Source organism: Amycolatopsis silviterrae, assembly GCF_042684085.1.
Classification (GTDB): Bacteria; Actinomycetota; Actinomycetes; order Mycobacteriales; family Pseudonocardiaceae; genus Amycolatopsis; species Amycolatopsis silviterrae.
The window spans coordinates 365,619-380,824 of sequence record NZ_JBHUKS010000027.1 but is presented as its reverse complement, the minus strand read 5'-3'; the positions used below and the strand labels follow the sequence as shown (position 1 = coordinate 380,824).

Genomic DNA, 15,206 nt, shown 5'->3' with positions numbered 1-15,206 from the left:
GCATGCGCCCAATGTGGCGTTCGGTGCGTCGCATGCACCCAATGCCACATTGGTGCGCTGCCGGAGACCCGACCGCACCCGTCCGCTCACCCGACCCGCCCGCGAGCGCTGCACCCGCCGCACCCGGCCGTCCACCTGCCCGCCGCCCCGCGAGCAACGCACCAGCCGCACCCACCTGCCGACCGCCCGCAAGCGACGCGCCCACCGCACCCGGAGCCCGCCAAAGGAACGTCGTGAGCGGCAATCCCGGTTAGAACCGGCATAGCCACTCACGACCCCTCACTTCTTCCGCCCAGCACCCCCACGAGCAGCCCGCTTCTTCTGCGCCCGAGGATCCGGCACCGGCGACAACCCCGCCGCATGCGCCGCGAAAGCCTCCGCCGCGGCCTCCCCGTCCCGCTCGCGCAGCAGCGACACCAGCCGGCTGTGCTCGTCCGCCATCGCGTGCCAATCACCGTCGAACAGCGGGTCCGCGATCGCCCGCAGCGCGCGCAGGCTCGGCTCCAGCACCTCCCACATCCGGGTGAGGAACGGGTTCCCCGGGATCTGGCTGACCAGCGTGTGGAACGCGATGTCGGCGTCCCGGAACTTGCCGACGTCGTTGAGCGCCACCGCGCGGTGCATGTCTTCGACCAGTTCGTCGAGCGCGGCGAGATGCTCGTCGGTGATGTGCTCGGCGGCCAGCCGCGCGGCGAGCCGTTCGAGCGGTTCGCGCACCTGCCGGGCGTGTTCGGCGTCCTGTTCGGAGATCTCGACGACGAAATTGCCGCGCCGCGGGATGTGCGTCAGCAGGCCTTCGCGGGCGAGCTGCTTGACCGCCTCGCGGACCGGGGCCTGGCTCACCCCGAGCCGGCGCGCGATTTCCGATTCGACGACGCGTTCGTTCGGCTCGAGTTCGCCGTCCACGATGGCCTGGCGCAGCAGCGCGTACACCCGGTCGGAGATCAGCGGGTTGCGGAACTGGTCCTTGTTCGTGGCCAGCGTGGAGGCGAAACCCGCCGGTGCGTTGTCGGTTTGCCGTGTCGGTGCCATGAGATTCCCATCGTGCGGCTGCCGGAACCGTCCTGCCATGATAGGCGGGATCGCCTAACAGGTATCGATGGACCGGGTCAGGTTCCGAGCAGTCCGGCCAGCCAGGCCAGTTTCACCGTTTCGTGCGGGGCCGCGCCGCCTTCGTGGTCGTTGAACGGATAGCTGCGGATGCTCTTGCGTTCCGGCGCGAGCCCGTTCAGCGCGCCGTAGTGATTGAAAGCGGCGAACACCGTCGAGGGCGGGCAAATGTGATCCATTAACGCGGTGGAAAACAGCGCCGGCGCGTTCGCTCGCCGGGCGTGGCTCGCGCCGTCGAGATAGGCGAGCGTGCGGTTCACCGTTTCCGCGTGCTGCCGGCGCAGCTTCACGAACTGCTGCACCTCGACGTACGGCGGTTTGTCGGTGATCGTGGTGGCGCGCGGGAAATGGCACAGGAACGGCACGTCCGGCATCGCCGCGACGAGGTCCGGCACGAGGCCCGCCGCGGCCAGCGCGATGCCGCCGCCCTGGCTGGTGCCAGTCACCACGACGCGGGCCGGGTCGACCTCCGGATGCGTGCGCACCGCGTCGACCGCGCGGACGGCGTCGGTGTAGACCCGGCGGTAGAAGTGGCGGTGCGGGTCGAGGATGCCGCGGGTGAGGAAGCCCGGGGCGGCGATGTCGCCGGTCGACGGGTCGGGGTCGGGCGTTTCCGCGCCCTGGCCGCGGGTGTCCATGATGAAGTGCGCGTATCCGGCGCTGGCCCACAACGTCTTCTCGTGCGGCACCCCGCGCCCGCTGCCGTAGCCGAGGTATTCCACGACCGCGGGCAGCGGGCCGGTGCGCGTGACCGGCAGCTGCAGCCAGCCGCGGATCGGGGCGCCGCCGTAACCGCGGAAGGTGACGTCGAAGGTGTCGATCGTGGCGAGGCCGTTCGGCGTCGGCTCGAAGGTCGCCTCGACGTCGGCGGCCCGCTGCTCGGCGAGCGTTTTCGCCCAGAACTCGTCGAAGTCGGCCGGTTCGGGGAGCGCCGGCAGGTAGCGCTCCAGCTCGTCGAGGGGCAGGTCGAAGAAGGCCATGCGTCGGATCTCCAGGACTCCCGGGGCGACGGTCAACCATCGCCTATCGATCATTGAATCGAACCAGCCGTGCGGGAACGTTGTCAACCAGCCAGCCGGTAGACCCGGCGCGGTGTGCCGACCAGGACTTGGTCCCGTTCAGCCGGGGTGAGGGCGTCGGTCGCGCGGGTCAGCGAGTCCGCGCGAGAACCACGGGGCAGGCAGATCGGCCAGTCGGAGCCGGCGACGCACCGGTCCGTGCCGACTGCGTCGAGCACCTCCCGGACGATCGCCGGAGTGCCGTGCGGCTGGGTCAGCAAGCCGGACAGCTTCACGACGACGTTCGGCACCGTCGCCGCGTCCTGGAGTTCTTGCCGCCATTCGTCGAGGTCAGCCGGGTTGCCGAGGTGATCGACGACCACGGTCAGCTCCGGATATTCGGCTGCCGTCTCGGCCGCGGTCCGCAGAGCGTGCCGGTGGAGGTTGAGTTCGAGGACCAGCCCCGCGCCGGCCAGCATCGGCACGAGTGCGCGAGCTTCGGCAGGGGTGGCGGCCCACTCCGCGCCGCCGATCCGCATCCCGTTCGGCGGGTCCGGTTCGGTCAGCAGCGTCCGCAACGCGGCAGCTTCGCTGACGTGCAGGTTCCCGACATATCCCGCGACCAGTTCCGGCTGGCGACGCCGTAAATCCCGTAACGCGAGTGTCTCGCCAGCGTCCCCGCGCGACGCCTCGACCAGCACGGTTCCGCTGAGTCCCAGTCCGGCTCCGGCGGCCGCCAGATCGCCCGGGCCAAAGGCGCGGCAGTGCGGCGATCCGGGCTTGATCCAGGGAAACCCGGCGGCCGGGTCCCACAGGTGCGCGTGGCAGTCGAACATCTCGCGGCCTCCGGGAGTATTGACACGGGGAATCCCGGTCTCGATGATAGCCATCGGTTATCGATCAGCAATAGAGAGCGGGTGGCGGCGGTGCAGGACGTGCCTGGGGTGCGGGCCGGTCGCGAGCTGGCGGCGGCACCGGAATGGGCGCGGCTGGAGCGCGAGCTGTTCGCCGCGCTGGACCGCGCGTGGCCGGTGTTTTCCGCGCGCTACACCGAAGGCGACGGCCGGCTGGTCTTCCGCGACAAGCTCGGCGAGGGCCACGACGACCGCGACGGCGTCGACGACTTTTACGAACCGTTCTTCAACTGGCCGACGCTGTACCTCCTCGGTGGCAGCACGGAGGTGCTCGACGCCGCGCACCGGCATTGGCGCGGCGTGACCACGCAACTGGCCGAAATGGGCATGGTCGTCGACGGCATCGAGCGCGGCTACGACTGGTTCCACCAGGGCGAAGGCCTGCTGCTCTATTACGCGCTGTGCCTGGCGCGCCCGGATGACGCCGAACTGCGCGACCTGGCCGTCCGGTTCGCCGACCTGTACCTGCCCGGCGGGCCGAACTACTCCGCCGAGCACCGCGTGATCCGCGCCCCGCACACCGGCGCGGCGGGTCCGCGCTGGGGATTCAGCGACCACGAGGAGTACTTCCCGTGGAGCGAAGCGCTGCGTCCGTACGGCCTCCCGCTGGATTGGCTGGGCATCACGGAGTTCGACGACCTCAAGGACCCGGAGAAAGCCCGCGCGTACGGCCGCGAAATGTGGGAGCGGATGGGCCGCGGCGACGTCGTGGTGAACCTGGCCGTCACCAGCCTCGTCACTATCGCGTTCCTGCTCACTGGCGAACAGCGGTACGCGGACTGGGTCGCGGAATACGTCGGCGGGTGGCGCGATCGGCTGGCCGGTCGCGAAGTGCTGCCGGACAACGCGGGCCTGCACGGCGAGGTCGGCGAGCACCTGGACGGCCGCTGGTACGGCGGGCATTACGGCTGGGCGTGGCCGCACGGCCTCAACCCCGTCGGCACCGCCACTCTGGTCGGGGCGATGAACGCCGTACTCCTGACCGGCAATGAGTCCTTTTTGGACTTGGCGCGCAATCCGCAAGACGTTGTGCTGAAACAAGCGGAACCGCGCACCGGCGCGCAGATGGGCACGCTGAAGAAGCGCTGGCAGCCGCACCTGCGCGAGCTGGACGGCGGCCCGACCCTGATGGTCCCGCAACGGCACGACGATTCCGGCTGGTTCGACTACAACATCATGCCGACTCAGTTGCCCGTTTCGCTGTGGCAGTTCAGCCGTGCCGCCGCGGACTTCGAGCGGATCGAGCAGTTGCGGGCCGAGTCCACTTGGGACTGGACAACCGTCCACACTCAACGGCTGAAGGACGAAGCCGGGCACGAGGAACCGTGGTTCGAGTATCTGCACGGCCGCAATCCGGACTTCCCGGAACGGATGCTGCGCAGCGCACTGGACAGCAGCGCGGCGAAGCTGGCCGCCATCGAGCGGGATTCGTCGGCGATCCCCAGCGCGCTGGACATCCACCACTGGCAGGACCACAACCCCGTCGTCACCGAGGCGTTGCTGCAGCTGACCACCGGGTCGCCGCAGATCCTGTACAACGGCGGCCTGGCACAGCTGCACCTGCGGTACTTCGACGCGGACCTGCGGCGCGCTGGCCTGCCCGAGGATGTCGCCGCGCTCGTGTCCGACATCGCGACCGACCACACCGTGGTCGACCTGGTGAATCTCGGTGCCACTACCCGGAATCTCGTCCTGCAGTCCGGCACTTTCGCCGAACACCGGCTTGACTCGGTGCAAGCGGACGGTCAACTCCTTCCTGTTGACGGCCGATACTTGCGCGTGGAACTGCCCCCGTCGAGCGCGATCCAGCTGACTTTGTCGCTGACCTTGCGGGCCGAGAAGCCGACCATGCGCGCACCCTGGGAGAACGAACAGTGAACGTCGACCTGCCCCGTCTCGGCATCGGCACGGCACCGCTGGGCGGGCTGTTCGAGGAAGTGTCCGAAGAGGACGCGGCAGCGACTATTCGCGCCGCCGCCGATGCCGGGATCACCTACTTCGACACCGCGCCACGCTATGGCCACGGCCAGGCGGAGGAACGACTCGGCTGCCTCCTTCCCGGCGCTGGAATCGCTCAGCCGGTCATTTCCACCAAGACCGGCTGGCTGCTGCGTCCCGGAGCCAAGGTCGAACCCGTGTGGACTGAACGCGGGATCCGGGAGTCCCTGGAGTCCAGTCTCGCCCGGCTTCGTCGGTCCTCAGTGGACATTCTTTACCTGCACGACCCGGACGAATTCCCCGACGAGGTCAGAGCTTCGGCATACCCAGCCGTACGGAGGCTCCGCGACGAGGGTTTGGTCCGCGCGATCGGCTTCGGCATGAACCACGCCGAGAAGCTGGCCGCGTACGCCGCCGAGTACGAAGTGGACGTCGTGCTCATCGCCGGCCGCTTCTCCCTGCTTGACCATGAGGCCCTGCGGACTTTGTTGCCGTTGTGCGCCGAACGCGGCACCGAGGTAGTCGTCGGCGGCGTGTTCAACACCGGCCTGCTGGCCGACCCGAACGCGGCGGCGATGTTCAACTACCGCCCGGTGCCCGCCGAACCGCTGGCTAGGGCTCGTCGCTGTGCGGAACTGTGCGCGGAATTCGACGTGCCGCTGACTGCGGCTGCGATTCAATTCCCCTTCCTGCATCCCGCGGTACGGTCGGTGGTCGTCGGCTGCCGGTCCGCCGCCGAGGTCACGCGCAACGCGGCGGACTTTCGCGCACCGATACCGGGTGAGCTGTGGAAACGGCTCGCCGCTGAGGGTTTCGTACCGCCGGAGCTGCTGCCGGCTTGACCCCGAGTACTGTTCCGGCATGCCGGGCAGACAAGGCGCGAACCGGGTGACGCTGCGTGAAGTCGCCGACCACGCAAAGGTATCCGTGGCGACCGTTTCCCGAGTACTGGCCGGAAACTACCCGGTCGCGGCCGAAACCCGCCGCCGCGTCGAGCAGTCGATCCAAGCGCTCGACTACGTGGCCAACGTGCACGCCCGAGCATTGGCTGGCGTCGCGCCTCGAACAGTCGCGTTTGTACTGCCGGACGTCCGCGCACCAGCTTTCGCCCATGCCGCGCAAGGGGTCGAGGAAGCCAGCGCCGAGCACGGTGCGCTCTGCCTGATCTGCACCACCCAAGGCGACCCGGAACGAGAACGCGCCGTATTCCAGCTGCTGCGCGAACAACGAGCCAGCGCGGTCATCCTGATCGGCGGCGTAATCGACGACGCCGAATACCGCGCCCGAATCATCGACCTCGCCCAAGGATCACGACTAGTCCTGTGTGGACGTCCACCAGTCGGCCAAGTCCCCGCGGTCGAATACGCCAACGAAGCCGGTGCCCATGCGGTAACCCAGCACCTGCTTTCCGCAGGCCACCAACGAATCCTCTTCCTGGGCGGCCCGCTCTCCGGCCCAGCGACCACGACCGTCGCCGATCGACTGGCTGGCTACCGTCGTGCACTGGGTCACCCAGGCTGGACGCAACCAGCCGAATTCACCCGGGAATCCGGCTACCAGCAGCTTTGCGCACGCCTGCCAGAAGACTTCACCGCCGTCTTCGCCGCAACCGACCTAGTCGCCGCCGGTGCCCGAGCCGCTCTACGCGCACACGGCCTGCGCGTGCCCGAAGACGTTTCCCTGGTCGGCTACGACGACCTAGCCCTAGCCGAAGACTTAAACCTGACCACCGTCCGAGTGCCGTACGAGGAACTAGGCCGCGCGGCCGTCCACTTAGCTCTGTCCGGCGGCACGGAACACGAGATCCTCGAAACCTCGGTGGTGGTCCGAGGATCCGTCGCCCCCTTCTAAGCGAGCCGCGCCAACTCAGCGCGATGCACCGGATACGCGGCCGGCCGGCCCGCCACGAACAACTCCAGCTCCCGGACCGCACTCGCGCCGAGCCGGGCCAGCTCATTGCCCCGTGACCCGGCCAGATGCGGGGTGAGGAAAACGTTCGGCAATGTCCACAGTGGAGAATCCACAGGCGGGACTTCCGGCTCGGTAACGTCCAATACCGCGCTGATCCGCCCCTTCACGAGTTCCCGGGTCAACGCCGCAGTGTTGACGAGCGCGCCCCGGGCGGTGTTGACCAGCGTCGCGCCGTCCCGCAGGAGTGCCAGCTCCGCGGTGTTCAGCAGATTCCGAGTCTCCGGCAGATCCGGTGCCTGCACCGTGACAATGTCGCTGACCGCCAGCAATTCCGGCAGCTCAAGAAGCTCGACCCCGAGCGCCGCCGCCCCGTCCCGGTCCAGGAACGGATCAGTCACCGCAACCCGAAGATCGAACGGCCGCAGCAATTCGATGAGCCGTCGCCCAGTCCGCGACGCCCCGATCACGCCGACGCGCGCACCGTAATTGCCCGGCTCCCCACCCGACGCCGGATCCCCAGGCGTCCGATGGCCGCGGTAACTCTCGCGCTCCCGAAACGCGTCCTTGCCCGCGAACAAAATCGCCGCCAGCGAAAACTCGGCGACCGGCAGCGCGTTGGCGTCCGCCGCGGAGGTAATGCGCAGCCCGCGGTCCCAGCACGCCTCGGTGACGTGCACTTTCACCCCGCCTGCCGCGTGAAACGCCGCCCGCAGCCGAGGCGCCCGCGCAAGCACCTCAGCGGTGATCGGCGGACATCCCCACCCGGTGATCAGCACGTCGACCTCCGCGAGCCGGGCCTCCGCGAAGTCCTCGACCACCACGTCGGGATCGAGATCCGCCACCGCGCGCACCCGGTCGAGCACCGCAGCGGGAAACAGACCGGGCACATAGCGGGACGCCATCGCGAACATCGCGCGGGGCCGCTGCGTCATGGACACCTCCGGGGATAGTAAGCGCTTTCTATCCTAGAGGCGGGTTCCCCTGTGACGGACCTGAATCCGGAAGACAGTCCGGTGAATCCGGTCGCTTGCATCCCGTCTGCTGTATCTCGCCTGCTGTATCTCGTCGCCTGTATCTCGTCGCCTGTATCCCGGCGGCGGCTGGATTCAGTCGCCGGGATTCTGCCGTCTGAATGTCGTCTCCTGAATGTCGTCGCCTGGATGTGGCAGATGAACGTCCCGGATGCTGTCTTTTGTATACAGTCGGCCGATATTCTGCGGGCCTGCTGCACGGATGGAGTCGGCCGGGATTCCGGCGACTGAATCCGGTGGACGTTCCGCGTGGATTCAGGCGGCGGTATTCCGTCGGCTCGGATACCAGCCGCATGGATCCCGGGCGATTGCATACCGTCGACTCGCTGCTCGCTGCCCGCTGCCTGCTGCCCGCCGACTCGCTGCCCGTGTCCGTTGCCCACGACCTTCGACTCGCCGCTTGCTGCCCCGGGCTGCCGCCCGCCGGTCGCTGCCGCCGTCGCTGCCGCTGCCGTCGTCGCTGCCGTCGTCGCTGCACTCTTGTCGCCGTGCCGCCCAGTGCTCGGAGCCCGTGCCCGCTGACTCGTTGCTGCGATCTCCGGCCACTGCAGTCCCCTCCCCGTTGCCCGCGGCCGCCGGCTCGCTGCTCGGACCGTCGCCCCGCCCGCCCCGCCACTCCGCCCACTGTGACCCTCATCAACAACACGCGCCAACAACATACCGCGTATGCAACTATTGCGAAGGCCGACAAACAGCGTCCACCACAGACCCGGCAACCACAGACCCGGCCACAGACCAAGGAGATGCGGGCTCATGCCACTAGCACTGGTAGCCCTGGCCATCGGGGCCTTCGGCATCGGAACCACCGAATTCGTCATCATGGGCCTGCTTCCGGAGATCGCCGCGGAATTCAGCGTCTCCATCCCGTCCGCGGGCCTCCTGGTGACCGGGTACGCGCTGGGCGTCGTCGCCGGCGCCCCGGTGATGACGATCCTCGGCACGAAGATCAACCGCAAAACCATGCTCATGCTGCTCATGGGCCTGTTCATCGCCGGGAACCTGCTGTCGGCCGTCGCGCCCGCGTTCGGGGTCATGCTCGCCGGGCGGATCGTCGCGTCGCTCGCGCACGGGGCGTTTTTCGGGATCGGCTCCGTCGTCGCGGCTGAGCTGGTCGCGCCGGACAAACGGGCCGGCGCGATCGCGATCATGTTCACCGGGCTGACCGTCGCCAACATCGTCGGCGTGCCGCTTGGCACGTTTGTCGGGCAGGCCGTCGGCTGGCGGGTCACTTTCGGGATCGTCGCGGCGCTCGGTGTCGTCGGGCTGGCGGGGGTCGCGAAGCTGGTGCCGGATCTGCCTCGGCCGGAGGGCGCGCATCTCCGCAAGGAGCTGGCCGCGTTCCGGAATATCCAGGTTGTCCTCGCGATGGCGATGACGGTGCTCGGCTTCGGCGGCGTTTTCGCGGCGATCACCTACATCGCCCCGATGATGACCGAGGTCGCCGGGTACTCGGCGGGCGCGGTGACCTGGCTGCTGGTGCTGTTCGGCATCGGCATGTTCCTCGGCAACCTCACCGGCGGCCGGTTCGCCGACCGCAAGCTCATGCCGCTGCTGTACGTCAGCCTCGGCGGGCTCGCGATCGTCCTGGCGCTGTTCACCCTCACCGCGCACAGCAAAATCCTCGCCGCGGCAACGATTCTGCTGATCGGCGCGCTCGGCTTCGCCACCGTGCCGCCGCTGCAGAAGCGCGTTCTCGACCAGGCGCACGGCGCGCCGACGCTCGCGTCCGTCGTCAACATCGGCGCGTTCAACCTCGGCAACGCACTGTCCGCGTGGCTCGGCGGCGTCGTGATTTCCGCCGGATTCGGCTACACCGCGCCGAACTGGGTCGGGGCCGCGCTCGCCGGTTCCGCGCTCGGGCTCGCGGTCTGGTCGGCCGCGCTCGAGCGCAGGCCGCGGGTCGCGGTGGCCGAACCCCTTGTCCAGCACTGAGAAAGGCAATTCGCATGACTGTCCCCAATGTCCGTCTCAACAACGGCGTCGAAATCCCGCAGCTCGGCTTCGGCGTGTTCCAGGTACCGGACGACGAGACCACCGCCGCGGTGGCCAGCGCGCTCGAAGCCGGTTACCGCAGCATCGACACCGCCGCGATCTACGGCAACGAAGCCGGCGTCGGCCGCGCGATCGCCGAGTCCGGGATCGCGCGCGAGGACCTCTTCGTCACCACCAAGCTGTGGAACGACGACCAGGGCTACGACGCCACCCTGCGCGCCTTCGACGCCAGCCTCGCCAAGCTCGGTCTCGACTACGCCGACCTGTACCTGATCCACTGGCCGACGCCCGCCCGCGACCGCTACCTCGACACCTGGCGCGCGCTGGAACAGCTCGCCAAGGACGGTCGCATCCGCGCCGCCGGGGTGTCCAACTTCCAGCCCGCGCACCTGCGCCGGCTGCTTGACCACAGCGGACTCGTGCCCGCGGTCAACCAGATCGAGCTGCACCCCGGCCTGCAGCAGAACGAGCTGCGCGCCTTCCACGCCGAACACGGCATCGCGACCGAGGCATGGAGCCCGCTGGCCCAGGGCGCGGTCCTGACCGACCCGGCCGTCGCCGAGATCGCCGCGCGCACCGGGAAATCCGCCGCGCAGGTGGTGCTGCGCTGGCACCTGCAGCTGGGCAACGTCGTGATCCCGAAGTCGGTCACGCCCGCCCGGATCCGGCAGAACCTCGACGTGTTCGGCTTCGAACTGACCGAAAGGGACCTCGCCGCGATCGCCGGGTCCGACCGCGGCCTGCGCACCGGCCCGGATCCCGACGAGCTGAACTGACGGTTCGTTACAGAGTAACGAAAACCCGGCCGCCGGGAGCCTTCGCGGTTCCCGGCGGCCGGTGCGGCATTCGGTTGACAACCCGCGCGACCGCCTGCAAAGGTGGCCGCAGGTGACGAGGTCGGTCACCGCACTGGGGATGTTCGACGAGGACTCGGGGGAGCCAGCAGGCTGATCCGTCTCCTTGTGCTGCAATGATTTCTCACCGGGCCTCCCCGTCCATCGAGGAGGACGCCGATGACCGCCGATGCCGGGCTGCTCGCCCAGTTGCTGCCCTACGACCCGTTCGATCCCGCCTTCATCAGCGATCCGTACCCGACCTACCGCAAGCTGCGCGAGGAGAGCCCGATCCTGCGGACTCCGGCGGGGCTCTGGGCGCTCACCGGTTTCGAGGACTGCTCCGCCGTGCTGCGCGACCCCCGTTTCGGCTGGGGCGACGGCGCCACGGTCGCCGATCACTTCAACACGGCCGAGGACGGGTCCGTCGTACGGCCGTTCATCTTCGCCGACCCGCCCGAGCACACCCGGATCCGCACCCTGGTCAGCAAAGCGTTCGCCGCGCGGCGCGTCGACCGGATGCGCGACCGCGCGCTCGAACTGGCGCACGAGCTGGTCGGCGCGGCCGCGGGCGGGACCGCGGACCTGATGACGGCGGTCGCGCACCCGCTCCCGGCGCTGCTGCTGGGCGAGCTGATGGCCGTCGAACCCGAGCACGAGCCGCGGTTCCGGCAGCTGACCAGCGACATCGCCCGCGGGCTCGACCCGAGTTTCTTCCTTACGCCAGAGGAAATCGCCAAACGCGACAACGGCCGCCGCGAGCTGCGCGAGTACTTCGCGACGCTCGTCGAAGCCCGGCGCGGCAAGCCGGGCGACGACCTCGTCAGCAGCCTGGTCGCGGCCGAGGAAGCGGGCGACCGGCTCACCGAGTTCGAAATCCTGGTCACCTGCACGCTGCTGCTCGGCGCCGGCTACGCGACCACGGTCAACCTGATCGGCAACGGCATGCTCGCGCTGCTGCGAGCGCCCGATCAGCTGGAATGGCTGCGCGCCAACCGGGACGCGATCCCTGGCGCGGTCGAGGAAATGATGCGGTTCGACGCTCCGGTCCAGGTGGTTTCCCGGACCGCGCTCGCGGAGGCGGAGATCGGCGGGACCACCTTCCAGCCGGGGGAGCAGCTGATGCTGCTGCTCGGCGCGGCCAACCGCGACCCCGCGCTGTTCGAGAACCCGGAGGAGCTGCGGGTCGCGCGGCCGGCGAGCCGCAATATCGCGTTCGGGCTCGGCATCCACTTCTGCGTCGGCGCGCCGGTCGCGCGCCTCGCCGCGCAGGCCGCGGTGACCGCGCTGCTCGACCACGACCTGGCGCTCGCCGGGGAACCGGGCCGGGTGCCGAACGTCGTGATGCGCGGGCTCGCCGAACTGCCGGTGGAGATCGGCGGCTGACCACAAGCGGCTGGGCACGAGCCGCTGAACGCTGGCTCGAAAACGGCTCGAAGGTCCGCCGTACCGCGTCCGCGCGCAGTTCCGCAACCGCATTACGTCCTGGATTCGCGAAGCATTTAACGTAATTCTCGCGGCCATCCGCACTAGTTGCCGACCGGGCAAGCTGCGGCGTGCAGCGGAAATGGCTGACGTTTCCGGTAGCACGGCTCTGTCGAGAATGGAGCAGGGCGGAATTCGTGTGACGAAATGGAGCCGGGCGCGGTTTCGCTCGGCTTCGGGAAGTGATCGAACGCGTGCGCGCAGTAGTCCTTTGTGGTCACCCGACCACGAGAGACGCGGCATCTGCGCAGGTCGCAGCCTTGCGGTTGGGACGAACACGCGGCGCGACCGAAACGGTACTGGCCGGATAGGCCCAACCGGAGTCTTGACGAAGTTCGGATCCGTGCGGCAATGTCGGGCTCAATCACAGAATGCGCTGGGGGTCGCAAGAGTGGCACAACAACCCGCCCTGTCCACTTCACGCGGGGCTGCCGAAGTCGCCGGTCAGGATCTTCCCGAGGTCCTCGGAGGTTTCGACTTATCCGATCAGGACCGGTTCGCCGCCGGTTTCCCGTACGACGTTTTCGCCCGGCTCCGGGAGTCCGCGCCGGTGCTGCTGCATCCGCCGGGGCGCACCCGCGACGGCGAGAACTTCTGGGTGCTCAGCCGCTACCACGACATCGTCGAAGCGGCGCAGAACCCGGTGTTTTCCTCCCAGGGCGGCGGTTCCCGCGAGGGCGGCGGCACGCACCTCGACGACCTGCCCGCCGGGACGTACTCCGGCGGAATGCTGAACATGATGGACGATCCGCGGCACCGGCTGCTCAAGGACCTCGTCGCGCCGATGGTCACCGGCGCCGGGCTCGGCAAGCTGGAACCGGTGGTCCGCGACCGCGCCGCGGCCGTGGTGGCCAAAGCGGTCGAGCGCGGCACCGGCGATTTCCAGACCGCGGTGGCCGGCCGGTTCTCGGTCGAGATCATGGCCGCGCTGCTGGGAGTCCCGGCGGGCGACTGGGACCGGCTGGTCGGCTGGACCGACGTCGCGATGGGCTACGAGGACCGCGATTCGGGCGAGTCGAGCGACCGCAGCCAGTCGGTGCTGCTCGACATGTACAACTACAGCCGCGAACTCGTCGCGGCCAAACGCGCGGACCCCGGCGACGATTTCCTGTCCGGCATCATCCACGCCGACCTGCCGCCGGTCGACGGGGTGGCCCCGCTGTCGGACTACGAACGCGAGGTGTTCTTCAACCTGCTTTCGCTGGCCGGCACCGAACCGACCCGCAACGCGATCGCGATCGGCATGCTCGCGCTGGCCGAACGTCCCGACCAGTGGCGCGACCTGCGCGCGGACCGGTCCCTGCTGGACGGTGCGATCGAGGAGATGCTGCGCTGGTCGAGCCCGACGCCGTACAACCGGCGGACGGCCAACGCGGACATCCGGTTCGGCGGCCAGCAGATCCGGGAGGGCGACAAGGTCACGCTCTGGTGGGCGTCGGCCAACCGCGACCCGGAGGTCTTCGCGAACCCGGACACCTTCGACATCCGCCGCGACCCGAACCCGCATCTCGCGTTCGGCCACGGCACGCACACCTGCCTCGGGCTCACGCTCGCCCGGTCCGAACTGCGCGCGCTGTTCACGGAGCTGCTCGACCAGGTCGCCGAAGTGCGGCTGACCGGGCCGGTTCCGTGGGCCCGCAACAACAAGCACACGGTCGCGCTCGAGATGCCGGTGGAGTTCGTCCCCGCCTGACGCGCCTCGCCCGGCCGCCCCTGCCCGCGGCCGGGCCTCCCGAACCCGGCCGACGCACCGCCGAACCGATTGGTGTCCCGTCATGTCCGAAACCGCTGAGCTGGCGAATCTTTTCCCGTTCGACCCGTCCGATCCCGGGTTCCGCGCCGACCCGTACCCGGTGTTCCGCTCGATGCGCGAGCAGGCCCCCGCGCTGCGGACCGCGCCGGGGATGTGGGTGGTGACCGGGTTCCCGGAGTGTTCCGACGTGCTGCGCAACCGCAGCTTCGGGCACGGCGACGGCAGCCTGGTCGCGTCGCAGATCACCACGAACGCCGACGGCGAAGAGGTCCGGCCGTTCGTCTTCCTCGACCCGCCGGACCACACCCGGATCCGCCGCCTGGTCACGAAGGCGTTCTCCGCGTCGATGATCGAGAAGCTGCGCTCGCGGGCCGAGGAACTGGCCAGCGGGCTGCTCGCGAAGGCCGCGACCGGCGAGCCGGTGAACCTGATGACCTCGCTCGCGCTGGCGATGCCGTCCCAGCTGATCTCCGAACTGCTCGGCGTGCCCGCCGAAGACAAACCACTGTTCGAGCAGTGGTCTGCCGCGCTCGGCCGCGGGCTCGACCCGGACTTCATGCTGACCCCGGAAGAAGCCGAGCAGCGCAACCGCGCCCGCGCCGAATTCGACGAGTACTTCGCCGAACTGGCCCGCCGTCGCCAGACGGAACCGGCGGCCGACCTGGTGAGCGCGCTGGTCGCGGTCGCCGAGGACGGGGACCGGCTCAGCCAGACCGAGCTGGTCAGCACCTGCCGCCTGCTGCTGTCGGCGGGCTACCTGTCCACCGCGCACCTGATCGGCAACGGCGTCGCCGCGCTGCTGCGTCATCCGGAACAGCTGGAGTGGTTCCGCGCGAACCCGGGCGAGGCTGTCGGCGTGGTCGAGGAGCTGCTGCGCTTCGACTCGCCGGTGCAGGTCGCCGGGATGCGGCTCGCGCTGGAGGACACCGAGATCGCCGGCCAGCCGGTCGCCGCGGGCGAGGCGGTCACGATCATGGTCGGCGCGGCGAACCACGACCCGCGCGCCTTCGAGAACGCGGACACCCTGGACGTCAGCCGCAAGCCCGAGCGCAACCTCGGCTTCGGCGTCGGCGCGCACTTCTGCGTCGGTGCTCCGCTGGCCAGGCTGTCCACCCAGGTCGCGCTCACCGAACTGGTCACGCGGTACCGGATCGAGCGCGCGGACGCCGGCGCGACCCGCATCGACAACCTCGTGCTGCGCGGATACGCGGATCTTCCGGTCCTGCTCAACGCGGCCTGAC

At 69.3% G+C, this 15,206-nt stretch carries 12 protein-coding genes; 8 read left to right on the top strand and 4 right to left on the bottom strand.

From position 1 onward, the window contains the following. Positions 1–279 precede the first annotated feature (279 nt). The 3 genes from ACFSVL_RS35435 to ACFSVL_RS35425 form a co-directional block, all read right to left on the bottom strand. On the bottom strand, positions 280–1,032 hold the full coding sequence (locus tag ACFSVL_RS35435) for a GntR family transcriptional regulator (RefSeq protein ID WP_378310655.1): 753 nt from the start codon (positions 1,030–1,032) through the stop codon (positions 280–282). Between the two features lie 77 nt (positions 1,033–1,109). Continuing rightward, positions 1,110–2,090, bottom strand: a complete 981-nt coding sequence (locus tag ACFSVL_RS35430; RefSeq protein WP_378310653.1) for an acetylxylan esterase — start codon at positions 2,088–2,090, stop codon at positions 1,110–1,112. 83 nt (positions 2,091–2,173) lie between these two features. Beyond that, a complete protein-coding gene (locus tag ACFSVL_RS35425) occupies positions 2,174–2,998 on the bottom strand; it encodes an amidohydrolase family protein (RefSeq protein WP_378310651.1) in 825 nt (274 codons plus the stop codon). Between the two features lie 27 nt (positions 2,999–3,025). On the opposite strand from ACFSVL_RS35425, the gene ACFSVL_RS35420 reads away from it, so the two are divergent. From ACFSVL_RS35420 to ACFSVL_RS35410, 3 genes are read left to right on the top strand one after another with little or no spacing between them, the layout of a single operon-like run. After that, positions 3,026–4,900, top strand: a complete 1,875-nt coding sequence (locus ACFSVL_RS35420; protein WP_378310649.1) for a hypothetical protein — start codon at positions 3,026–3,028, stop codon at positions 4,898–4,900. Continuing rightward, positions 4,897–5,802: an aldo/keto reductase gene (locus ACFSVL_RS35415; protein WP_378310647.1), complete on the top strand. Its 906-nt coding sequence runs from the start codon at positions 4,897–4,899 to the stop codon at positions 5,800–5,802. The genes ACFSVL_RS35420 and ACFSVL_RS35415 overlap by 4 nt, the downstream gene beginning before the upstream one ends. A gap of 19 nt (positions 5,803–5,821) precedes the next feature. Next, positions 5,822–6,811, top strand: a complete 990-nt coding sequence (locus ACFSVL_RS35410; protein ID WP_378310645.1) for a LacI family DNA-binding transcriptional regulator — start codon at positions 5,822–5,824, stop codon at positions 6,809–6,811. Here ACFSVL_RS35410 and ACFSVL_RS35405 read toward each other — a convergent pair. Next, entirely contained in the window at positions 6,808–7,803 is a 996-nt protein-coding gene (locus ACFSVL_RS35405) for a hydroxyacid dehydrogenase (protein ID WP_378310643.1), read from the bottom strand. The two genes, ACFSVL_RS35410 and ACFSVL_RS35405, sit on opposite strands and share 4 nt — an antisense overlap. 852 nt (positions 7,804–8,655) lie before the next feature. On the opposite strand from ACFSVL_RS35405, the gene ACFSVL_RS35400 reads away from it, so the two are divergent. From ACFSVL_RS35400 to ACFSVL_RS35380, 5 genes are all read left to right on the top strand, one after another. Beyond that, complete coding sequence (locus tag ACFSVL_RS35400; RefSeq protein ID WP_378310641.1) at positions 8,656–9,834, top strand: MFS transporter; 1,179 nt, start codon at positions 8,656–8,658, stop codon at positions 9,832–9,834. Positions 9,835–9,848: 14 nt separating this feature from the next. Continuing rightward, positions 9,849–10,670: an aldo/keto reductase gene (locus ACFSVL_RS35395; RefSeq protein ID WP_378310639.1), complete on the top strand. Its 822-nt coding sequence runs from the start codon at positions 9,849–9,851 to the stop codon at positions 10,668–10,670. A gap of 237 nt (positions 10,671–10,907) precedes the next feature. Further along, entirely contained in the window at positions 10,908–12,113 is a 1,206-nt protein-coding gene (locus ACFSVL_RS35390) for a cytochrome P450 (RefSeq protein WP_378310637.1), read from the top strand. 490 nt (positions 12,114–12,603) lie between these two features. After that, entirely contained in the window at positions 12,604–13,905 is a 1,302-nt protein-coding gene (locus ACFSVL_RS35385; RefSeq protein ID WP_378310635.1) for a cytochrome P450, read from the top strand. An 82-nt stretch (positions 13,906–13,987) separates the two neighbouring features. Then, the gene (locus ACFSVL_RS35380; protein ID WP_378310633.1) at positions 13,988–15,205 is read left to right on the top strand and encodes a cytochrome P450; all 1,218 of its coding nucleotides are present in this window, start codon (positions 13,988–13,990) and stop codon (positions 15,203–15,205) included. Position 15,206: the final 1 nt, after the last annotated feature.

Coding starts and splice junctions, on each gene's coding strand:
- ACFSVL_RS35380 (WP_378310633.1), top strand. CDS start 13,988: ATGTCCGAAACCGCTGAGCTGGCGAATCTTTTCCCGTTCGACCCGTCC.
- ACFSVL_RS35390 (WP_378310637.1), top strand. CDS start 10,908: ATGACCGCCGATGCCGGGCTGCTCGCCCAGTTGCTGCCCTACGACCCG.
- ACFSVL_RS35405 (WP_378310643.1), bottom strand. CDS start 7,803: ATGACGCAGCGGCCCCGCGCGATGTTCGCGATGGCGTCCCGCTATGTG.
- ACFSVL_RS35395 (WP_378310639.1), top strand. CDS start 9,849: ATGACTGTCCCCAATGTCCGTCTCAACAACGGCGTCGAAATCCCGCAG.
- ACFSVL_RS35410 (WP_378310645.1), top strand. CDS start 5,822: ATGCCGGGCAGACAAGGCGCGAACCGGGTGACGCTGCGTGAAGTCGCC.
- ACFSVL_RS35435 (WP_378310655.1), bottom strand. CDS start 1,032: ATGGCACCGACACGGCAAACCGACAACGCACCGGCGGGTTTCGCCTCC.
- ACFSVL_RS35400 (WP_378310641.1), top strand. CDS start 8,656: ATGCCACTAGCACTGGTAGCCCTGGCCATCGGGGCCTTCGGCATCGGA.
- ACFSVL_RS35425 (WP_378310651.1), bottom strand. CDS start 2,998: ATGGCTATCATCGAGACCGGGATTCCCCGTGTCAATACTCCCGGAGGC.
- ACFSVL_RS35430 (WP_378310653.1), bottom strand. CDS start 2,090: ATGGCCTTCTTCGACCTGCCCCTCGACGAGCTGGAGCGCTACCTGCCG.